At 36.2% G+C, this 22,549-nt stretch carries 21 protein-coding genes and 2 other annotated features; of the genes, 8 read left to right on the top strand and 13 right to left on the bottom strand.

Annotated features, from left to right (window positions below):
- Window positions 1-41 precede the first annotated feature (41 nt).
- Window positions 42-1,079 (bottom strand): flavin-containing monooxygenase, encoded by a 1,038-nt coding sequence (locus BM350_RS12170; protein WP_090914919.1) that lies wholly within the window; start codon window positions 1,077-1,079, stop codon window positions 42-44.
- Between the two features lie 294 nt (window positions 1,080-1,373).
- Here BM350_RS12170 and BM350_RS12165 point away from each other — a divergent pair, with 294 nt between their 5' ends.
- The 4 genes from BM350_RS12165 (at window position 1,374) to BM350_RS12150 (ending at window position 5,498) form a co-directional block, all read left to right on the top strand.
- Window positions 1,374-1,733: an ArsR/SmtB family transcription factor gene (locus BM350_RS12165; protein WP_090914921.1), complete on the top strand. Its 360-nt coding sequence runs from the start codon at window positions 1,374-1,376 to the stop codon at window positions 1,731-1,733.
- Entirely contained in the window at window positions 1,723-4,284 is a 2,562-nt protein-coding gene (locus BM350_RS12160) for a heavy metal translocating P-type ATPase (protein ID WP_090914923.1), read from the top strand. Before BM350_RS12165 ends, BM350_RS12160 begins: the two co-directional genes overlap by 11 nt.
- Window positions 4,285-4,345: 61 nt before the next feature.
- Window positions 4,346-4,930 carry an SCO family protein gene (locus tag BM350_RS12155; protein WP_090914925.1) on the top strand — a complete coding sequence of 195 codons (585 nt, stop codon included), beginning with the start codon at window positions 4,346-4,348 and terminating at the stop codon, window positions 4,928-4,930.
- Window positions 4,931-4,961: 31 nt separating this feature from the next.
- Window positions 4,962-5,498 carry a PCYCGC motif-containing (lipo)protein gene (locus tag BM350_RS12150; RefSeq protein ID WP_090914927.1) on the top strand — a complete coding sequence of 179 codons (537 nt, stop codon included), beginning with the start codon at window positions 4,962-4,964 and terminating at the stop codon, window positions 5,496-5,498.
- A 64-nt stretch (window positions 5,499-5,562) separates the two neighbouring features.
- Here BM350_RS12150 and BM350_RS12145 read toward each other — a convergent pair whose 3' ends face one another.
- The gene (locus BM350_RS12145; protein ID WP_090914929.1) at window positions 5,563-5,745 is read right to left on the bottom strand and encodes a hypothetical protein; all 183 of its coding nucleotides are present in this window, start codon (window positions 5,743-5,745) and stop codon (window positions 5,563-5,565) included.
- A gap of 206 nt (window positions 5,746-5,951) precedes the next feature.
- Between BM350_RS12145 and BM350_RS12140 the strand changes: the two genes are divergently transcribed.
- Window positions 5,952-6,779 (top strand): peptidoglycan-N-acetylglucosamine deacetylase, encoded by an 828-nt coding sequence (locus tag BM350_RS12140; RefSeq protein ID WP_090914931.1) that lies wholly within the window; start codon window positions 5,952-5,954, stop codon window positions 6,777-6,779.
- Between the two features lie 210 nt (window positions 6,780-6,989).
- Here BM350_RS12140 and BM350_RS26925 read toward each other — a convergent pair whose 3' ends face one another.
- From BM350_RS26925 to BM350_RS12130, 3 genes are all read right to left on the bottom strand, one after another.
- On the bottom strand, window positions 6,990-7,160 hold the full coding sequence (locus BM350_RS26925; RefSeq protein WP_170857695.1) for a hypothetical protein: 171 nt from the start codon (window positions 7,158-7,160) through the stop codon (window positions 6,990-6,992).
- Window positions 7,157-7,381: an FAD-dependent oxidoreductase gene (locus BM350_RS12135; RefSeq protein WP_090914932.1), complete on the bottom strand. Its 225-nt coding sequence runs from the start codon at window positions 7,379-7,381 to the stop codon at window positions 7,157-7,159. The genes BM350_RS26925 and BM350_RS12135 overlap by 4 nt, the downstream gene beginning before the upstream one ends.
- Before the next feature lie 118 nt (window positions 7,382-7,499).
- Window positions 7,500-9,128, bottom strand: a complete 1,629-nt coding sequence (locus BM350_RS12130) for an ABC-F family ATP-binding cassette domain-containing protein (RefSeq protein ID WP_090914934.1) — start codon at window positions 9,126-9,128, stop codon at window positions 7,500-7,502.
- Window positions 9,129-9,435: 307 nt separating this feature from the next.
- On the opposite strand from BM350_RS12130, the gene BM350_RS12125 reads away from it, so the two are divergent.
- The 3 genes from BM350_RS12125 to BM350_RS26215 all read left to right on the top strand — a co-directional run bounded on the left by BM350_RS12125 (window position 9,436) and on the right by BM350_RS26215 (window position 11,690).
- Window positions 9,436-10,395, top strand: a complete 960-nt coding sequence (locus tag BM350_RS12125) for an aminoglycoside phosphotransferase family protein (protein WP_090914935.1) — start codon at window positions 9,436-9,438, stop codon at window positions 10,393-10,395.
- Window positions 10,396-10,821: 426 nt separating this feature from the next.
- Window positions 10,822-11,118: a hypothetical protein gene (locus BM350_RS12120; protein ID WP_090915030.1), complete on the top strand. Its 297-nt coding sequence runs from the start codon at window positions 10,822-10,824 to the stop codon at window positions 11,116-11,118.
- Window positions 11,119-11,387: 269 nt separating this feature from the next.
- Complete coding sequence (locus tag BM350_RS26215) at window positions 11,388-11,690, top strand: hypothetical protein (protein WP_139207640.1); 303 nt, start codon at window positions 11,388-11,390, stop codon at window positions 11,688-11,690.
- Between the two features lie 278 nt (window positions 11,691-11,968).
- Here BM350_RS26215 and BM350_RS12115 read toward each other — a convergent pair whose 3' ends face one another.
- From BM350_RS12115 to BM350_RS12080, 8 genes are all read right to left on the bottom strand, one after another.
- Window positions 11,969-12,928 (bottom strand): RtcB family protein, encoded by a 960-nt coding sequence (locus tag BM350_RS12115; protein ID WP_090914937.1) that lies wholly within the window; start codon window positions 12,926-12,928, stop codon window positions 11,969-11,971.
- A 472-nt stretch (window positions 12,929-13,400) separates the two neighbouring features.
- Window positions 13,401-13,619 carry an RtcB family protein gene (locus tag BM350_RS12110; RefSeq protein ID WP_090914939.1) on the bottom strand — a complete coding sequence of 73 codons (219 nt, stop codon included), beginning with the start codon at window positions 13,617-13,619 and terminating at the stop codon, window positions 13,401-13,403.
- A gap of 861 nt (window positions 13,620-14,480) precedes the next feature.
- Window positions 14,481-15,689 carry an MFS transporter gene (locus tag BM350_RS12105; RefSeq protein ID WP_090914941.1) on the bottom strand — a complete coding sequence of 403 codons (1,209 nt, stop codon included), beginning with the start codon at window positions 15,687-15,689 and terminating at the stop codon, window positions 14,481-14,483.
- A gap of 380 nt (window positions 15,690-16,069) precedes the next feature.
- Window positions 16,070-17,362, bottom strand: coding sequence for a 3-phosphoshikimate 1-carboxyvinyltransferase (gene aroA / locus BM350_RS12100; protein WP_090914943.1), 1,293 nt, complete (start codon window positions 17,360-17,362; stop codon window positions 16,070-16,072).
- A gap of 21 nt (window positions 17,363-17,383) precedes the next feature.
- Window positions 17,384-18,484 (bottom strand): prephenate dehydrogenase, encoded by a 1,101-nt coding sequence (locus tag BM350_RS12095; protein WP_090914945.1) that lies wholly within the window; start codon window positions 18,482-18,484, stop codon window positions 17,384-17,386.
- Window positions 18,477-19,571, bottom strand: a complete 1,095-nt coding sequence (hisC, locus tag BM350_RS12090) for a histidinol-phosphate transaminase (RefSeq protein WP_090914947.1) — start codon at window positions 19,569-19,571, stop codon at window positions 18,477-18,479. Before hisC ends, BM350_RS12095 begins: the two co-directional genes overlap by 8 nt.
- Window positions 19,572-19,585: 14 nt before the next feature.
- A complete protein-coding gene (aroC, locus tag BM350_RS12085) occupies window positions 19,586-20,758 on the bottom strand; it encodes a chorismate synthase (protein WP_090914949.1) in 1,173 nt (390 codons plus the stop codon).
- 52 nt (window positions 20,759-20,810) lie between these two features.
- Window positions 20,811-21,043, bottom strand: a binding site (T-box leader).
- Between the two features lie 7 nt (window positions 21,044-21,050).
- On the bottom strand, window positions 21,051-22,127 hold the full coding sequence (locus BM350_RS12080; RefSeq protein WP_090914951.1) for a bifunctional 3-deoxy-7-phosphoheptulonate synthase/chorismate mutase: 1,077 nt from the start codon (window positions 22,125-22,127) through the stop codon (window positions 21,051-21,053).
- Window positions 22,128-22,271: 144 nt separating this feature from the next.
- Window positions 22,272-22,505, bottom strand: a binding site (T-box leader).
- Window positions 22,506-22,549: the final 44 nt, after the last annotated feature.

Genomic DNA, 22,549 nt, shown 5'->3' with positions numbered 1-22,549 from the left:
ACTTTTTTATTTTGATTTAATAATGTCATTTAAGTTATTTTTTAAGTCCCTTGTATAATTGAATATAAAAACTCAGCATCTCTTCCCACTCCACAAATAAGTGCTGATCCTCTCTGATATTGCCACGGTAATCCAATATAATATAAACCTTGAATTGGACTCACTCCCCTTTTATGAAGAGGAAATCCTTTTTCATCTAAAATTCCTTCTATGTCTATCCATTTGTAATGAGGAACAAAACCCGTTGACCATATAATATTGTGCACATTTATTTTGCTTCTATCATTAAAAGTTATTTCTCCTCCCTGTGCTTGTATCACTCTTGAGTGGATTTCTATTTTTCCCTTACGTATCATTTTTTTAAATTCAAATCCAAAAATAGGGTCACTTTGTTTTTGAAACCATGATCCTCGTTTTGTAGTAGTTCCTGCATATAAGAAACCCATCTTTTCTAACCAGTGAAAAATGCTTTTACCCATGATTTTAAGTGGTAAAAATTTAAGTGGATGGCTAATAGCAATGGTTACATCGCGACTTTCTGCAAGTTCAGTCGCAATTTGTGTACCAGAATTCCCTCCCCCTACCACAAGGACAGGACCATCTGGAATCGTCTCTAGTGATTGATATTGAGAAGAATGAATTTGAAACACCTCTTGTGAAAGACTTTGAGAAATTGAGGGAATGAACGGTTTCTGAAAAGCACCAGATGCGATGATGACATGTTTGGAATGAAATACTCCCTTATCGGTAGATACTTCAAATGTACTTTTTACTTTTTGTACTTTATGTACAGTTATTTCCATCTGTACTGGTAACAAAAAACGGTTTGCATATGTTTCAAGATAGTCTGCAATTTCATCTTTTGTAGGAAATGCATTTTCATCTCCTTCTAATTTCATTCCTGGCAGTGAACTATATGATTTAGGTGTAAATAAAACTAAAGAATCATACCTGTTTCTCCATGAATCTCCAATTCTTTTTTCTCCATCAAGTATTACAAAATCATAGCCTCCTTGCTTCAAATAGTAACCCATACTTAATCCAGCTTGCCCAGCACCAATCACAACAACATCTAACACACCTTCACCTCCACTACCTATTTTTCGAAACAACATATGAATATATGTTCATATGTTCATGTATTTTCATTTATTATAGCAACTCCTTCTCACGCGTCAAGGGGTTTTTATCCAATTATTCGTAAAATACATTCTACAAAAACTCTATTTATCCTTAACTGTTCAAAGCAAATATAGAGTAAAAGAATTTTTATCAGAATTTTTAAAAATATTTTGACACACATATTAGTCAATGCTAATATGAATGAAGAATAAACATATTAGTAATGACTAATACGAATGGAGTGAATACAATTGTGTAACGCAAATGATTTAGATATAAAAGCCAAATTTATTCGTGGTTTTGCTGATAAAACAAGACTTCAGATTCTTCAGTGTATGATGGATGGCGAAAAAACGGTATCCGAAATTGTAGAAATCATTAAAGGGAATCAATCCAATATATCTCAACACCTGAATTGCTTGAAAGGGTGTGGCATTATCCTTGGAAGACAAGAAGGAAAATATGTCTATTATTCTTTGCGAAACGTACAAATCGAGCAGCTACTCACAATGTTTGATGTTGTATTTCATGAAGTACAGAACGAAGTAGCATCATGTGATAAAAACGATGCATGCTTATCTCAAAAAGAGGAGAATTGTCATGACAGATAAGAAAGAGAAACAGGCGAGTTGTTGTCAAACTTCTTCGTACAGTGACTCTTCACCAACTCCTGTTAAAGAAGAAGTAGCGAAGGAAACATCATCATGTTGTTCCTCTAAAAAAGAGATTCCGATTGTTCCCATTGCTACTAAAGGGACTTCCTGTTGTAGTAGTAAAACCGATACGGTAAAAGAAGAAACAACAAAAGAAACATCGTCATGTTGTTCCTCTAAAGAAGAGATTCTAATTGTGCCCGTTGCTAAGAAAACTTCTTGCTGCAGTAGTAACACCGATACGATAAAAAAAGAGAATAACACTTCCGATTCTTGTTGTGAACCCGAATCCGAAAAGGTCTCTTCCTGTTGCACACCTGAATTAGCCCTACAAAAAGAAGAAATGACATCAAAAGCTTCTTGCTGTGGTGATAGCTCATGCGAAGACACATCACCTCTTCTTGATACTCCGAAAATAAAAGGTGATGACGTACAAACATATGTAGTCAATGGCATGGACTGCGGAGCTTGTGCCTTAACAATCGAAAAACATCTACAAAATGTTTCTGGCGTAGAGGAAGTTCGAGTCAACTTCGCTACAGGAAAAATGCAAATTCGTCATAATCGAAATGTAGATAACATTATAAAAGAAGTATCTAATGCAGGCTTTGAAGCCTCTTTAGCAGGAGCTCGTAGAGGTGCAATACCTGTTTCAAAATCAAAAAATACAACTTTGATTCTCTCAGGGTTATTTTTAGCTTTAGGATTTGGGGGAGGTTTTACAAACACACCACCTCTTCTTATTACACTTCTCTATGCAGCAAGCATTCTAATTGGTAGCTATAAACCCGCCAAAAGTGCCTTTTATGCAATAAGAAGTAAAGCGCTGGATATGAATGTTCTCATGATATCTGCCGCTATTGGTGCAGCTCTAATTGGTCAATGGCTAGAAGGTGCAACAGTTGTTTGGCTATTCGCATTAGGAGCAACCTTACAAAATAAATCCATTGAACGTACGCGTGAATCTATTCGTGGATTAATTGATTTAGCACCCTCAGAAGCATGGGTGAAAATTGGAACTGAACTTATAAAAAAATCTGTAGATGATATTACGGTGAATACAACTATTGTTGTGAAACCTGGTGAAAAAATCCCATTAGATGGCACAGTTATAGGGGGAACTTCTACTGTAAACCAAGCACCTATTACTGGTGAATCTATCCCAATTGATAAACAAATTGGTGATTCTGTATATGCAGGAACGATTAATGAAGAAGGCTCTCTTGAGATTACAGTAACTAAACTCGTTGAGGATACTACATTATCTCGAATTATTCACCTTGTGGAGGAAGCACAAGAAAAGAAAGCACCCACAGAAGCATTTGTGGATCGTTTCGCGAAAATCTATACCCCTATCGTTTTTGTATTGGCAATTGGCGTAATGATTATTCCTCCCCTTCTTGGTATGGGTGCATGGATGGATTGGATTTATAAAGGACTGGAACTTCTTGTTGTCGCATGCCCTTGTGCTTTAGTCATCTCAACTCCTGTTGCAATTGTATCTGCGATTGGAAATGCAGCAAGAAACGGTGTACTCATTAAAGGCGGTACAGCTCTAGAAATTGCAGGTTCATTAAATGCTATTGCATTTGATAAAACAGGTACATTGACCGAAGGAAAACCAAAGGTAATGCATATACGAAGCCTAAATTGTACTGAAAATGAATTACTATCAATTGCAGCAACAATCGAAGAATATTCCAATCATCCAATTGCAAAAGCAATTACAGCATATGCGAAAGAACATCAAATCCCTATCCAAAAGGGAACTGACTTCCGCTCAATTGTAGGAAAAGGTGCTCAAGTAACGCTAGATGGAGAAATATACTATGCTGGAAATAAAACCTTATATGAAGATTTTGGAGTTTCTCTTCAGATGTGGAATGAACCAATCCGAGAGATGCAAAGAATTGGTCAAACAGTGATACTCGTTGGAACTAACAAAGTCATTTTAGGAATGATTTCGGTAGCAGATTCCATTCGTCCGACTACTTATCAAACAATCCAAGAATTAAAACGAGCAGGTATTCAGGAAACTGTTATGCTAACGGGAGATAACGAAGGAACAGCAGAACACATTGCACAGGAAGCGAAGGTGGATCGTTATTTCGCTAACTTACTTCCAGAAGATAAAGTCCATTCTGTAAAGCACCTTCAATCTGAAGGGAAAACAGTAGCTATGATTGGGGACGGCATTAATGATGCCCCTGCCCTTGCTGCAGCTGACCTTGGAATTGCTATGGGCGGTGCAGGCACTGATACCGCAATGGAAACGGCAGATATTGTATTAATGGCAGACAATCTTGAAAAACTTCCTTATACAATGAAGTTAAGTCGTAAAGCATTGCACATAATCAAGCAGAACATCTGGTTCTCATTGATTGTTAAATTCATTGCCCTCGCCTTTATTTTCCCAGGATGGCTCACACTTTGGATTGCTGTACTTAGCGATACAGGTGCTGCACTCATAGTTATTTTAAATAGTATGCGCTTATTACGAAACAAGTAATCTGTTAGGAGGCTATCACATAGCCTCCTTATACAAAACGAAAAAATGAAAGGGGATACATATGAAAAAGTTTCGTACTATGGGATTACTGATGATTGTTGGCATGATTGTATTTTTAAGTGCATGTGGTGAAAAAAAATTGAAAGATTCATTGGACTGGAAAGTGGAGAAGTTTTCATATACCGATCAAAATGGAAAACCTTTTAGTCTCTCGGGCTTAAAAGGAAAAGTATGGGTAGCAGACTTTATTTTCACAAGTTGTGAAACTGTTTGTCCTCCTATGACAGCCAATATGACAAAACTTAAAAATATGTTAAAAGAAGAAGGAATCAAAGATGTAGAATTTGTTTCATTCAGTGTTGATCCTACTGTGGACAAGCCAGAAAAATTAAAAGAGTTTATGGGCCGATATGACACCGATATGTCTAAGTGGCATTTTTTAACCAATTATACACAAGAAGAAATCACTGCTTTTGCTAAAAATAGCTTCCAAACATTGATAGATAAACCAGCAAGTACAACACAAGTCATTCACGGAACAAAATTCTATCTTGTAGATAAGAACGGAACTGTTGTAAAGAGCTACCCAGCCCTTACAAATACACCTTACGAAGAAATTATTCAAGATATTAAAACGATTCGTTAACCTATAATATGAAAACAAGGAGCGAACGCATATGAAAAAAACACTTTTTCCTATCCTACTATTAATCTGTCTTTTTATTCTAATTTCTTTAGCAGGATGCACTTCGAATGAAGAGAAAGCTTCTTCAGAAAAACCAACTCCAACACAAAAAAGTGAACAAGAACATGCCACAGGAGATAATTACACGGCAACTGATATTGCAGAAACAACAAAGGGAGCCAATACTCTTCCTTCATTCCTATCTACAAAGCCTGAACAGATACAAAAAATTTATCAAATGGCAGGAGAGGATCATGAATTATTAGAGTGGATTCCTTGTTATTGTGGATGTGGAGAAAGCGTTAGACATAAAAGCAATAAAAATTGCTTTGTTCGTGAAGTTAAAGACAATGGTGAAATCATCTGGGACTCTCACGCAACAACTTGTGCCAATTGTTTAGAAATCGCTCTACAATCTGTCTCACTGAAGAAAAATGGAATGTCTACACTAGAAATTCGCCAATATATCGATAAACAGTATAAAGAAGGTTATGCAAAACCAACTCCAACTCCCATGCCAAGTGCATAATATGCATGATAAAATAATCTATTACGAAATGAAACAGCCATTGAGGAATCAATGGCTGTTTCATTCAAAAGTATAATACTTTCTTCTTTATATAATGAAAACTCCCGCCACTTTGTTCGTTTCCTTCACTACGTTTTTGTTTTTGCAGAATTGCTCCCATAATAATTACATGTGTGTTTAAGTTTTCCCTCTGTATAAATCGTTGAAAAAAAGGGAATTTCTTATCCTTTAAATGAAAGAGCTTCATAATTCCACTTCCCCTCTAAATCATACGTTTTTTTAAATGTATGATTTAGCTACACAATTGATAAACAAAATCCAAAAAATCTTGCATCTATTCCATAAATCACATCTTTACTTGTAAATATATTTTTTCACAGTACTATACATAGAATTACTAATATAATAGAATGAAATAGAATGGGATTATTAGAAATAGAAAGAAGGACATTTATGCGTAACAAATCATCTCTCAGAACTTTATTTAAAAGAACTCTTATTATGTGTGTAGGAATTTCATGCATATACGAAGCATCTGTAGGATCGAAGTATATTGTAAGTGCCAATACAGAAGATTCCCCACAATCTGTTCAGCTAGTAAGTGAAATACAAACTGCACTAGCTCCAAAAGAAACACCACAACAATACAATGGTCAAGTTAGAAAAGTAGCTTATCTTACTTTTGACGATGGTCCAGGAAAGCATACCGCTCAATTATTAGATATATTAAAACAAAATGATGCGAAAGCTACTTTTTTCCTTATTGGCTCTAACGTTAAAGAATATCCAGATTTAGTAAAACGCGAATTATCAGAAGGTCACTATGTCGGCATGCATAGTATGTCACATGATTACGCGAAGCTATATAAACAAGGCGGTTATGTGAACGAAATGAAAGAAGATCAAAAATTAATTTCTAATATTATTGGACAAGCTCCAAAATTAACGCGTCCACCATACGGTTCCATGCCAGGCCTTACTGATGCATTGCGAAATCAGGTCGCTGAAAACGGTCTGCGAGTATGGGACTGGACTATTGATTCTTTAGATTGGAGATATAATAAAATGCCAGTGGATGCTGCTTCTGCTAAAATTGTAGAAAATGTAGTTGCAGGCGCAAAAACAAACAGAGAAGTCATTCTTTTACACGATATTCACCCACAATCTGTTTCTGCTGTATCTGCTATTATTAAAGGATTAAAGGAAAAAGGCTATGAGTTTGACAGCTATAATGAAAACGAACATTTCGAAGTAAACTTTTGGCATGATAAACGAATTTAACATATATAAAAGGGCTGATTTCTATATGATAGGAATCAGCCCTTTTATAATTATATATCTATTTTAATTTTTCAACATATAAGTCGCTTCTATGCATGGCCAGATGCTCTCCCCCCTAAAAAGAAAGAGGGCTCTTTTATGTCGATTTTTAAATTTGTATTTATATACATGCATGCTCCGTATGAAATATCTACTTTTCTAACTTATTTTTTAATCTGCAGGATGAGTATCCATATGAAAACCTCTTAGTTTATCAGGATTTACAATATTATAAATGGATTTAATTTTATCCCCTTCAAATTCAAAACTCATTACTGCTTGTATTCCAGTGTGATTTCTTATTACAATTCCAGAAGAACCGTTTACCTCTGTTTGCATCATAGAAATTCCATTCCATTTGTACAATACCTTTTTAATGGAACTTTTAAATCAGCCTCTTCAACAACTGACTTAAATAATAAAACCTTCCGAAAATGAAATGAATTTTTATCCACTAACGTAATTTTCACTTCTTTTCCTAGTGAGTGACCCAATTCTTTCTTTAATCCATTTAACAGATTAATACCAGCAAATCCTCCGCCTAAAATAACAATATGTTTCATCTTCATTCCCCCTTTACCCTTAAAACGATTTCACCTATTTACTTGTGACATATTGAAAGGAGAAATTTTTAAAAATAAAACAAAAAAAACATCCCCTTAATGTAGGGGATGTTACTATTTATTTTGCTTCTTTATACATAGCTTCTACTTGTTTCTGAAGCTCTTCGTTTTCTAAATACTCATCATATGTCGATTGTTTATCAACTAAGCCGTTCGGTGTTACTTCAATAATGCGATTTGCGATTGTTTCAACAAACTGATGGTCATGTGATGTGAATAAAATTGTTCCTTTAAATGCGATTAAACCATTGTTTAATGCTGTAATAGACTCAAGGTCTAAGTGGTTCGTTGGATCATCAAATGTTAATACGTTTGCTCCGCTTAACATCATTTTGGAAAGCATACAACGCACTTTTTCTCCTCCAGAAAGAACAGAAACGTTCTTCTTCACTTCTTCACCAGAGAACAGCATGCGACCTAAGAATCCGCGTAAGAAACTTTCAGACTCATCTTGTGGCGAGAATTGACGTAACCACTCCACTAAGTTATATTCGCTATTTTTGAAGAACTCAGAGTTATCACGCGGGAAGTACGCCTGAGATGTTGTAACGCCCCATTTAAATGAACCGCTATCTGGCTCCATCTCACCTGCTAAAATTTTAAATAAAGTTGTAATTGCAATTTCATTACGACCAACGAATGCAATTTTATCACCTTTATTAACAGTGAAATACACGTTATCTAATACTTTCTCACCATCGATTGTTTTAGAAAGACCTTCCACTGATAATAAATCATTCCCTACTTCACGCTCTGGTGTAAAACCAACGAACGGATAACGACGAGAAGATGGTTTAATATCGTCTAATGTAATTTTTTCTAATAATTTCTTACGAGAAGTTGCTTGTTTCGCTTTTGAAGCATTTGAGCTGAAACGCGCAATAAAGTTTTGTAATTCTTTTACTTTCTCTTCTTTTTTCTTATTAGCATCTTGTGTTAACTTTAATGCTAATTGACTAGATTCATACCAGAAATCGTAGTTACCAACATAAAGTTGAATTTTACCAAAGTCAAGATCCGCCATATGCGTACATACTTTGTTTAAGAAGTGACGGTCATGGGATACAACGATAACTGTATTTTCAAAGTTCATTAAGAAGTTTTCTAACCATTGAATTGCTTTTAAGTCTAAATGGTTCGTAGGCTCATCCAGTAATAAAATATCCGGTTGACCAAATAGTGCTTGTGCAAGTAATACTTTTACTTTCTCTGCCCCTGTTAACTCAGACATTTTTTTCGCATGAAGGTCTTCACCAATGCCTAGACCTTTCAAAAGAATCGCAGCTTCTGATTCTGCTTCCCAACCGTTTAACTCAGCGAATTCGCCTTCTAACTCAGCTGCGCGCATACCGTCTTCATCGCTGAAATCTTCTTTCATGTAAATCGCATTCTTCTCTTGCATTACTGCATAAAGACGTGTGTGTCCCATAATAACTGTTTCTAAAACTGGGAATTCTTCATATTCAAAGTGGTTCTGTTTTAAAACAGCTAAACGCTCACCTGGTGTAATATGAACATCTCCTGTTGATGGATCAATTTCACCAGATAAAATTTTTAAAAATGTAGATTTACCAGCACCGTTTGCTCCGATTAAACCGTAACAGTTACCTGGTGTGAATTTTATGTTAACATCATCAAAAAGTTTACGATCTGCAAAACGTAAACTTACGTTACTTACTGTAATCATGTAGTTCCTCCTAATAATACCGCTGTTTTCAGCGTTTTCTCACACATTCATTCAAAAAGACAGATTACGATTCACGTATTTTAAACTGTATTCACATTATACAGTAGTAAATATAGGAAAGACAATAGATATATTAAACGCTTGACTTTACTGAATTATTAGCGAACTATTCATATCAATTACTACATACTAAATTCTATATCGATAGTTTACTAATCTCATACTTTCTGGGTATATTAAAGTTATAATATAGTAGTTTTTGCTAATTTTATAAAAATATAGAAGGAATGATGGAGGCAGTTAATATATGAACGATGTTATACAGACTCTTCAAGAAAGAGTAAAATTACTTCAAAACGCTAAAAAAATTGAAGGATTATCAAAAGGATACTCACCAGATAAAAAATATGTAGCTCATCTTGATAATGAAAAATTATTATTACGGGTAGGTGATATACAGGGCTATAAAAAGAAGAAAACCGAGTTCCAAATACTACAAAATATAAAAAATCTCGGAGTTAAATCTCCTCAGCCTATTGATATAGGTATGATTGAAGAGTTCAACTCCTGCTATAATATATACTCTTTTATAGATGGCGTAGACGCAAAAGATATGATACAAACGCTAACAAAGGAAGATCAATATAAAATTGGAATAGAAGCAGGAATACAACTATCTAGGATGCATTCGTATGAAGCGCCTTCAACAATTAATACCTGGTATGACCGAGCGATGGAAAAGCATTATAGATACCTAAATGCTTACAAGTCTTGTGGTATAAAGATTAAAAATGATGAAAAAATTATTGATTTCATTGAGGAAAATAAACAGCATATAAAAAAACGTCCTAATCGATTTCAACATGATGATTTTCATCTAGAAAATATTATTGTGAAAGATAAAAAATTTGCTGGTGTCATTGATTTTAATAATTTTGATTGGGGAGATCCACTTCATGACTTTGTAAAAGTAGCTTTATTCCAAAGAGAACGAAGTGTCCCGTTTTCAATCGGACAAATTGAGGGATATTTTAATAACAATGTTCCCGAAGATTTTTGGATGCTTTATTCTATCTATTCTGGAATGGTTATCTTTTCATCGGTTGTATGGTCCTTACGTTTTGCGCCAGAACAGTTAGAAGAAATGATAGGCCGATTATACGTTATACTGGAAGACCACAAAAATTTTGAAATTCTAAAACCTACATGGTATGAATCAAGTAGTTATTTAACTCATACATCAGTTAGCCCAATAACATCCAAATAATGTTGTTGGGCTAGATAAGGTTATTTGTAGTAAGAAGAGAATTTTCTTCTAATACGAAAGTTAAAAGGGTTGGTAACACGTAGCACCAACAATAAATGTACCCCAATACCAAACGCAATCAGACTGTGATTCTAAACTAAAATAATCGTTTAATTTTGTTAGCATTGTGTTCCCCCCCCCATCTTGTACATTCATAGACAGTAACACGCTCAGTAAGCGTTCTTTTTATTAGAAAAATTTACCGTAATATTTGTTATCCTTAACGTAGATAAACCACGGGGAGATTTTCTGAATTATAAGTGGAAGCAAATTGTACGTAAAGGTACAGAAAAATTACTTGTAGTATCTGTAAAAAGTTAACTTGTATTGAATGACGATAGTGAATTGTAGCTATATTATTATCTATAAAGTAGGTGCATTATTATGATGATTTTGGATGACACGAATACGATAGGATCTCTTGCTTTTCTATTTTTTATGATTTATCTTGCAACTGATCCGAGAGACGTGAGCTTACTAGCAATTCCGGCTTACTTCGGTGGAATGTTAGTCACTCACTGGCTTATTGAAAATGGATTTCAAGATACATATATTTATACGAGTTGGATTGTAGCCTATTCCATTACAATGATTTACCTTATCATTGCTTCAATTCGTCTAGGTATAAATAACGTAATTTATATTAAGGAAAAAATAAGAAAACGCAGAGCTTTAAAGAGATAATATATAAAACCACCTAACATAGGCGGTTTTATATATTAAGGGGGACTAGACTAGTAATGAAAAACAATTTAATCAAAACAGTGACAGTTGGAGCACTAATGACTGGAGTTCTTAATGCTTGTTCAAATTCAATCAAATATTAAATCTATACAATAATTGTTGGTCTCATCGTTTTAGACAACTACCCAATTATGCAAAGACAATCATCTAATATATACAGAACTCAATACACTATAACGAAACTAAGATTAAAACAAGGAGTGATAAACGTGTTTCGTCGTCCAACTTGTATGGAATCTTGTTTAGCACACGGAAAACCGTACCAAGAATGTGAAATATGGTGTTATCCACCTACTGCAATCCCTACCGATTCCTACTTAGTGCCAACGGCTTATACAGTACCTATAGCACCTTATAATTTAAATCAAGCCGTCTCTAATATTCCAACTACACAGCCATATCCGTATTATACCTATGGTAGTCCAATGGCCAACCGTTGGGAATGTTATCGCCGATGTATCCGAAGCGGAGGAAGTCCTGCAAGCTGTTGCTATTATTGCGAATTATGTTAATAAACACGCCTCCTAATTATGCGGATGCCCACTGCCGTAATATACAATCGATTTCAAGTTGGCAAAAGCATCCGTCATAATCTCACAACTGCTGACCGGCTGCACTCCTAATTTTCGCATAATCTCGTCAAACTGATTATGGTCCCAACATTATTAACCACGTAATCTACTTCGAATGCATCGACGTATCGCCGCGTATTATATGTTAAATCTTCCCTGGTAAATACATCGCCGGCTTTTTCAGCGCGCTCAATACTCAAGTCAACTACATCTCTGAATTAATTAGCTTTAAAATTATAAATCGGTTTTATAATACGTTTGATATCAATTGTATCTTTAGTATTTGCTACAATTTCATCCATTGGTTTATATACCATTGGTGCTTCATCTAAAGTACTTTCGGCAACAGAAGTTGTCCAAACATCAGTCATTGTATTCTGAAAGTCTTCTAAGTTAAGTACCGCTTTAGCTTTCTTTCGGCTCATAATACGACCCGCTCCATGTGGTCCAGAAAAGTTCCAATCCGGATTCCCTTTACCGAATGCGATAATTGAACCATCTCTCATATTGATTGGAATGATTACTCGTTCATCTTTCTGAGCGGAAATAGCTCCTTTTCGTAGAATCATATTTTCCATGTCTATATAGTTATGGATTGTAGTAAATTGATCAGTTACTTTCCAATCCATTCTAGTGACGATTTCATCAATCATTGCTTTACGATTTAATTCAGCATACTTTTGAGCAATCTTCATATCATTCATGTAATCTTTGAACCCTTGACCTTCTAAATAAGCTAGTTCTTTGCGAACATTAGGCTTTTTAACTTCTCGTAAGGCTTCATGTATTTCTTTTTGTCTGCCCTCTTTTGTTAATCGTTCAATGATTTCGTCTTTAACAGATTTAACATCTATAAGTTGCTCATATGCGAAGTTTTGATAGTACTCTGCTACTTGTTTACCTAAATTACGGGAACCGCTATGAATAACGATATATACATTACCTTTATCATCCTCGTTAAGTTCAATAAAATGATTTCCTCCTCCAAGGGTACCAATACTCTTTTGAGCACGTTGTAATGTAAATGGTGCTCTCACGCCGTCAAAATGAATCATTTTTGAAAATCTATGTTCTTTATCTCGGATACTGAAGCCGCTTGGAACGTATTTACGAATCGTGTCATCTAATTGATCAAAGTTAATTTCTTCTTTTTTCTTATTAATCACAACAACTTCCATACCACAGCCAATATCACACTTAACCCCCAATTTCTTGAGGAGTGGACTATACCTTCTCTACGGTCATCGAGATATGCAGTCTCTACCGTAGGCTCACCGTATTAATTATTCCTCTTCTAGCCAATGGTGAAGTCTATGACAGTTTGAACAAAACAGGTCGCTATCACGGGTGCATTCTCGTAGACCTTCTTAAAATACCTTTGTTTTGCTGTCAAACCATCATTAATCTTCTTACTCATTTTCTATCACTCCTTATACATTAATAGTTTCTTACTATTAATGTAACGCAACCATCGTCTATTCCACGTTTCAGAGTAAAAGGATGAGGAATAATTCTGTATCCCAGTCTGCCAACCTGATACAAGTCTCTGAACCATTCGATCATGTCACCATGACCACTGGCTGCTGATTACCCTCGACTTTACGTTAGGGTTCCCAGTCAATTGAGTGAGTAGTTTAAAGTCTGAGCCGATTAGTTAACCCCGACTAAGTTCGGTACGATTTTGTCTTGAATTGTCATTGTTGTTCCAATCGTACACCCAGCTCCGGCATGTGTATCTGGCATAATACGAATCTTACTGTCTTTGACGAACTCCTGGTTACAAAGGTCAATAATTTGCCCCATGGCAATCTCTTCAACATGATTAGTAAATACTTTTGCTTCATTGTATTTTCCTTGTAAATTTAACATCTCTCATTCCCCTTTTCTACAAGATAATGATTTTGTTCAGTTTTTTTCTTGCTGCTGTAATGTACTGATATTCCAAACATCCAACATTACATAAAGTGAAACTTTAATCAGTGGAGGTTTTCTTCATCCCCCACTGATTATCAGCCCTCACCAATCGGGCGCATGCCAGCAGTTTATCTCCCACCTAACTTCTTTAGAAAAGCGGAAGCGGCTTGCCCAGAATCGCAGGACGCCCACGCCCCTGACAGAGAGGCGTTTTTTGCCTCGTCCGAGGGGGCGAAACGACCGGAGATTCTAGCCGCTAGAGCTGGACAATGCTTTCGCTGAATTTTGAGATGGGAGTATTACTGCCCCAAAATAGCGGGATAAACTTTTTTCATACTGCACCTCCATCAAATAATGCCTTTGTTTTAACTTTTAAATAAAGTTTGATCAAATAAATGCTATTAACCGTGATAAAAAACAAAAAAGAGTGATTGAAATTTTCTAAAACTAAAAGTGATATGAGCAATGTATCTTCTAGTGGAATCTTGAATACGTTTCGCCGGATCAACTTCTCTATGTAGATTTCTATCCTGTAGTCCTTCACGTAATTGCATTCGTTTGTTTATTCTCCTATTTTCGGCACAAGTCGCTTTTATTTTTCTCAATATGATATATATAGACCTCTACTGACAAAAATGTTAATATGTGGTTACCCTATTCTTCTGACCTAATATTATTAGGTCTTTTTTTTATGAATTAACTCTTATTATTTCGTTATTCACCGTTTGATTTACGTTATGCATCAGTTCCCATTTCTCTTTTATCCCCCACTGATGGAAGTTTCACTTTATCTGACGATGGTAATTGCGGATTTCCTTAACATTGTAAATTCGTATTTTTTGTTTTAAATAAAACAAAAGATACCCCTGCCGAGATACAGATTAGTGCAGCTCCAAACATATACACCACTCTAATACCTAAATATTCAGCTATAACTCCGACTATAAAAATAGAAATACTTGAAACCGTTGATAATAGAACGTCACGAGAGGCATATACTTTCGGAAGCAATGACACATCTATATTTGTTTGAAATGCAGTCTGCTGTGCTACATCCCGTATTTGATATGCCGGTCCCATGGCAATACAGAGTATAAGCGATAAGAGAGGCATACTACTAAGCCCGTATAACAAAGTAAGAACGCTGAATAAAAAAGAGCCAGCTGCCATACTAAGTACAAGATTTTTTTGAATCTTTTTCGCTAGATATATCGTTATAATTCCTCCTACAATTGTACCGATATAATAACTCGCGTTAATGTAACCCCACCATTGTTCTCCTTTGTGAAGTATTTCTTTTACATAAACCAATGTAATCGCTCCAACCCATATTTGACCTGCAATCCCCTCAATTACATCCATTAATGTAACGAATCGCAAAGTTGCGTTATTCCAAAGATGAATCCAACCTTCCTTCATAAGAATAGATTTAGATGTTCCTTGATTTTCTGTTAACTGATTGTAAAGAGAACGAATTGCTATGTATAAACAAACAATTGAAACCCATAACAAAACAGCCGTTATTAGTAAAGGAGGAGTATATCCTATTTTTACGACAATAAATCCTGTCAGCGTATAGCCACCAATTTGTACCGCTTGATTGGAGATAGATAACAAACTATTAGCTTTTACAAGTTCTTCTTTTAAAACAATTTTAGGAACGATAGAATTTAATAAGGGACTGCCCCATCCTTCAACAAAAGAAAGTATCAATATGTAAGTGAGTAAAATATAAATATGAGAAGTTAAGAATGTAAATCCTAATAATAATAAAGTAATCAAAATGGCTTTAGTAATTTGTAAATTTACAAGCACGTTTGCCATAGAAGTATTTTGTAGAATCAATGGTGCTGATAAACCAGCTATTAATCTTGTAACGGCTTTTAAAAAAGGAAATAATGAAGCGAATAATATGGATTCCGTTTTCTGATAAATGTACGTCGTAATAACCATGATATATACAACATCCGCTAACGAAATGCTTGTTTGAGCGATCCAAAATGAATAAAACCTATAATTTTCCATTGTCACCTCCAGATAAGAAATACAATTTAATTAAAATAATTATAAAATAAATATTATTAAAAAGAAACAGGAACTGAAATAATAATAAGAGTATTCAAAATATAAACCCAAGAAATTAGTACATGACACCTATTTGAGATAATTCCCATAGACTTTTGTAACTGAAAAATGCTGTAGACAGTGCATTAATGTTTAAATGAACTCGCTTTCTCCTTACCTTGCACGTGGCAGAAAAAGGCCCTGACCGCTGCTATGCACGGCCAGATGCTCTCCTCCCCCCTATAAAGAAAGAGGGTTTTTATGTCGTTTTTTTATTTGTATTTATATAACACACCAGAATATCTTTTCGCAAATGAAAACCCGATAGATCTTCTATCAATCTACCGGGTTTCTAACTTTAATTTCTCAATCTCTTCAAAAAAACGTGGATACGATACTCCAACAGCTTCCGCATCAACGATCAGCGTTTCTCCATTCGCAATACATCCAGCAATTGCTAGCATCATTCCAATCCGATGATCACCATGACTATTTACGGTATTTCCCTTTAATGATGTTTTCCCATAAATAATCATCCCATCATTTGTTGCTTCTATACGTGCCCCTAGTTTTGTTAGTTCTTCTACAACTGTATCAATTCGATTTGTTTCCTTTACCTTCAGCTCATGTGCATCTTTAATAATAGTAACTCCTTCTGCTTGCGTTGCTGCAAGAGCGATAATTGGAATTTCATCAATTAATCTTGGAATCATATCACCGCCAATCTCAACTCCCTTTAACTTTGATGTTTCAATTGTAAGATTAGCAGCGGGTTCGACAGCATCTATATCGTATTGTTCAATTGTTAATTTTGCTCCCATTTTTATAAGAACATCGATAATTCCTGTTCTTGTTGGATTCATTCCAACGTTTTGTAATGTAAGCTTGCTATTTGGAGTAATCGCTCCGCCTACTAAGAAAAATGCAGCCGATGAAATATCTCCTGGCACATGAATGTTCGTTCCTATTAGTTGTTGTCCACCTCCTATTGAAACTTTTGTTCCATCTCGCTTCACTTGCACGCCAAATGCTTGAAGCATTCGCTCTGTATGATCCCTTGATACATGAGGTTCTGTGACACTTGTTACCCCCCGCGCTCCTAGACCTGCTAATAAAATAGCCGATTTCACTTGCGCACTTGCAATCGGCGAAATATAATCAATTGCTTGAAGATTACCTCCTCGTACCGTTAGCGGTGTATACGTCCCGTCTTCTCTTCCGTCAATTACTGCGCCCATTAGACTGAGCGGTTTTGTAACACGTTTCATTGGTCGTTTTCCAATCGAATGATCACCTTGCAAACAAAAATGAAGGTTCGTATTCGCTAATATGCCAAGTAATAAACGAATCGTTGTACCAGAATTCCCAACATCAAGTACGTGCTCCGCTTCTTGTAAACCTTCAATTCCTGTTCCAATTACTTCTACTTCATCTCCATTTTGCGTTATCGATACCCCCATCTCACGAAAACAAGAGATCGTACTTAAACAGTCTGCTCCTGGTAAAAAGCCCTTAATCGTTGTTTTTCCCTGGGCGATTGCACCAAACATGACAGAACGATGCGAAATGGATTTATCACCTGGAATGACAATCGTTCCCTGTAACCCTTCTATAGCTGCCTGTACAGTTTTCATATTTATGACACCTTCTTTCCTTTATATATTTTCATACGTTTGATACCGTTCGTGCTGTAAAGATTGCGTTGCTTTCATACGATCTTCCTCTGTTTGAAAACTAATACGTAATACTCCGAGTAACCCTTCGCGTGCTTCTAATATTTGTAGGTTTGTAATACTAATTTGGTGCCTTGCAAGTATGCTTGTAATATGCGCTAACGCACCGACTTTATCTAAAACATCAACGTATAAATCGTGATAAGCGGGAATTGCTCCGCTTTTGCGGACAGGCATAGAATCACGATATTCTTTTGCCTTTGCGAAATAAGTGTGTAATACTTCGGCATCTCCTTCTGCAACCGTATGCTGCAGTTGCTTCATTTCTGTAATCCATTCCTCTAATAATTGTAATAAATGAAAACGATTTTGTTTTACAATATCACTCCACATTTTCGGACTACTAGAAGCGATGCGGGTAATGTCTTTAAAACCACCAGCTGCCAGCATATGAATTAACGGATTATCTCCGGCATGTTTCTCTACTTGCTTCACTAACCCTGCTGCAATTAAATGAGGAAAATGGCTGACAACACCTGTTACATAATCATGCTCCTCTGTATTTAACACAAGAAAATGCGAACGCGTTCCTTTTAACCAATCTTTTAATTGTTCAACCTTCTCTGTCTGAACATGACGCATCGGCGTTAAAATGTAGTATGCATTTTCAAATAAATGCGCCTTTGCACTTTCTACTCCCGTTTTATGAGATCCCGCCATCGGGTGTCCGCCAATAAACGTAACACCGTTTGTCAGTAACATTTCTGCTTCTTTCATAATTGTGCCTTTTGTACTACCAACATCTGTCACAATGACATCTTCACGTAATTGGTACGAAGTAAACTTTTTTAGTAACTTAGTTGTTTCTTCGACAGGAGATGCAAAAATAATCAAATGCGCTTCTTCACATATTGTCTGTAAGTTCACTCCCACCTCATCGATTACGTTCAATCGTTTTGCCCGTTCCACTTGCTCACTTTGAATGTCATAACCAGTAATAATTACATTGTGTTCACGCTTTATTGCTAAAGCAAGTGAACCGCCAATTAATCCTGTTCCAATTAATACAACTTTTTTACACATGTACCTCATCTCGAGACCTACTATTATTAAAGTGTTGTTTTAACACTGCAATCACTCCTTCATTTTGCTTACTCGTACCGATTGTAATACGAACACCATTTGAAAATGGGCGAACGATATATCCAGCCTGTGCACAAAGTTCGTAAATTTCCTCGGCATTGTCTAACGGTAAAAAGATAAAGTTCGTTTGAGATGAATAAAATCGAATCTCATTTTCTTTACAAAAGCTTTCATATTGCTGCAAGCCTTCACGGTTTGCACGAATTGTCCTTTGTAAAAATGATTCATCATTCCATGCAAGTACGGCAGCTTTTTGTGCCAGTGATGACACATTAAACGGAAGACGAACGACATTTAGTTTCTCAATAATTGTTTCATTTCCAATTGCATAACCAACTCGAAATGCTGCTAATCCATAAGCCTTTGAAAATGTTCTTAAGATCAGAAGGTTCTTATACTCTTTCAAAAGTGAAATGGTATCTGAAAAGTCACAAGCTGTGACATATTCATAATACGCTTCATCAATTACAACTAATGTTTCTTTATGAACTTGCTTCATAAATTCACGTAATTTTCGGTCATTCACATATGTGCCTGTTGGATTATTCGGATTACAAATCCAAATAATTTTTGTTTTTTCATTCATGACTGCCGCAATTTCATCTAAGTGATAGACTCCATTTTGAAGGGGAACTTCCTTTACCTCACACCCTTCGATTACTGCGTGATGGCGGTATTGCGGGAATGTTTCTCCAGCCGTTACAATATTATCACCTTGGCAAAGCAGTGTTCGGCTAATAATTTGAATGACTTCATCAAGACCGCTTCCACATAAAATTTCTTCTTTTTTAACATGCAATGTTTCCGCAATCGTTTCACGAAGTTCTACCGCTCCCCCGTCCGGGTATAAAGCATGTTCATTCCACTCTTTTCGTAATCCTTCCATCACACAAGGTGAACAGCCAAATGGATTTTCATTTGAAGCTAATTTTACAAATGAATGGACACCATAATCTGCTTGCATTTGTTTTGCTGATTTACCTGGTTTATAGGGATGCAGCGCACGTAATTGTTCTTTTACTTTCATGAAAATCCCCCTCTTTAAAATTCTTTCGCGTACTTTTTATGCTGAGCAATATTTTGTTTAATAAGATCCATACGATCTTGCCCAAATTGTTCTACTAACGCCGTTGCCAGTTCCCAAGCGACAACTGCTTCTGCCACTACACTCGCTGCTGGTACTGCACAGCTATCTGAACGTTCGATACTTGCTTGAAACACTTCCTTCGTATCAATATCTACACTTGCTAGTGGCTTATATAATGTAGGAATTGGTTTCATAACACCTCTGACAACAATCGGCATTCCTGTTGTCATTCCACCTTCTAATCCACCAGCGTTATTCGTTTTTCGCGTGTAACCCGTTTCTTCATCCCACAAAATCTCATCATGTACAGCACTTCCTGGTCGCCTCGCTGCCTCAAAACCAATGCCAATTTCAACACCTTTAAATGCATTAATACTCATGACAGCCGCCGCTAGCTTTGCATCTAGTTTCCGGTCATAATGAACGTAACTACCAACACCAATCGGCATTCCTTCTGCAACCACTTCAACAGTTCCACCAATAGAATCTCCATTACGTTTCGCTGCATCAATTGCTTCCATCATCGCTTTCTCTGCTTCTTGATCTAAGCAGCGGACAGGCGAATGTTCTGAAATCAGCTGCATCTCTGCTAATGATTTGTCTAGAACTTGCTTAGCTTTTACACCACCAATTTCAAGGACATGCCCTGCAATATTTACTCCTAATTCTGTTAAAATCTTTTTCGCAACAGCACCTGCAGCTACTCTCACAGTTGTTTCTCTTGCAGAAGAACGTTCTAATACATTGCGTATATCACGATGACCATATTTAATTGCTCCATTTAAATCAGCATGCCCTGGACGTGGTTTTGTAATCGTTCGTTTCATTTCTTTACTTTCTTGATCAGAAATCGGCTGTGCTCCCATTACGTTTGTCCAATGTTTGAAATCATCATTTTTCACAACCAATGTAATCGGTGAACCAAGGGTATAGCCATGTCGCACGCCACTTACAATTTCCACAGTATCCGTTTCAATTTGCATACGTCTTCCGCGGCCATAGCCCTCTTGGCGTCTGAATAGCTCTATATTTATATCTTCTGCAGTTAAAGATAGCCCTCCAGGAACACCTTCCAAAATAACTGTCAACTGCGGACCATGTGATTCTCCAGCTGTTATATATCTCATTTCTATTTCCCCTTTACGATTTTATATAAAAAAAACCCTACTGATTCTGTTCAGTAGGGGCGACAATAATCGCGGTACCACCCTAGTTATCGACAAATGTGTCTACCTCTTTTTATTGTTAACGATCATATTGACCGTCTTCTCCTTCATAAAAACTTCCGTCTTTACTACGAAAAAGATGCTCCAGGGTTGTAATTCACATATATCTCTGTACTGATTTCCACCAACCATCAGCTCTCTGAAACAAGAAGATACATGCTACTGCTTCCCTATCAACGCAATGTTTATTTTATTATGATAACTTATTTTTAAACCCTTTTAACTCTTCCATGAAGGCATGAAACTGCGGAATATCCATCTGCTGTGCTGAATCTGATAAAGCAACCGCTGGGTCTGGATGCACTTCTGCCATAACGGCATCTGCACCGATTGCTAATGCTGCTTTCGCAGTTGGTAAAAGTAAATCTTTTCGCCCTGTTGAATGCGTTACATCTACAACAACCGGTAAATGTGTTTCTTTCTTTAAAATTGGAACTGCGGAAATATCAAGCGTATTACGCGTTGCTCTTTCATATGTGCGAATGCCTCGTTCACATAAAATAATTTGATCATTTCCTTGTGCAATAATGTATTCTGCTGCATTCACGAATTCATCAATTGTCGCTGCTAAACCACGTTTCAGTAATACTGGTTTATTCACTTTTCCTACCGCTCTTAATAAATCAAAGTTTTGCATATTACGAGCGCCTACTTGAATCACATCAACGTAATCAAGTGCCATTTCTACATCATTTGGATTTAAGATTTCGCTAATAATCGCTAAATCAAATTCGTCTGCTACTTGGCGTAAAATTTGCAGCCCTTCTACTCCTAATCCTTGGAAGTCGTATGGAGATGTTCTCGGTTTGAACGCACCGCCGCGCATTAATTTGATTCCTTGTTCTTTCATCGCCTGAGCAACTTGACGAACTTGATCTAAACTTTCCACTGCACATGGCCCCATAATGAACGTTTGCACGCCGCTTCCTAACAATTCACCTTTTACATCAACAATCGTATTTTCTTGTTTCTTTTTACGTGAAACTAATAAGGCTTTACGATTATCATCTTCTTGCAGTTCTAAGCTGGCTTTAAAAATTGTTTTGAAAATATGTTGCACTGTAGATGTTTCAAATGGTCCTTCATTATGCTCTGCAAGCATATCGAGTACTTCACGCTCACGAACAGGATCGAAGCGTTTCGTACCTTGCAATTTCTTTTGCTGTCCGATTTCTTGTACAACCTTTGCACGCTCATTCAATAAGTGCAGAAGTTGTAAGTTAATCTCATCCACCTGTTTACGTAATTGTTCTAATTCATGATTTCCCATTGAAAATTCCTCCTTGTATCTTTTTAAATTTATATAATAAGGGATTGAAAATTCCCTATTTTCTGAACTTGATACTTATAACAAAACAAGGTTGATAACGATTTCTCATATGAAATATATAAAAAAATCCCTACTGATCCAATCAGTAGGGACGATAATTATCGCGGTACCACCCTAGTTGCAGACACATTTGTCTACCTCTCTTTATTGTTAACGATCATTTTGACCGTCTTTCCCTTCATAAAGACATCGGCCTTTACTACGAAAAAGATGCTCCAGGATTGTAATTCATGCTTGTTTATGTACTGGTTCACACCAACCACCAGTTCTCTGTTACAGGGAAACAACCACTACTCTATTTCCTATCATTGCGTTTATTATTTTATTATCATGTAGGTCCGCGTATATGCAAAAAATCCCTA

This window comes from Bacillus sp. 103mf (genome assembly GCF_900116295.1).
In the GTDB taxonomy this organism is placed as follows: domain Bacteria; phylum Bacillota; class Bacilli; order Bacillales; family Bacillaceae_G; genus Bacillus_A; species Bacillus_A bruguierae.
Note: the sequence above shows the minus strand (reverse complement) of the source record. Positions and strands in the feature narration are given on the sequence as shown.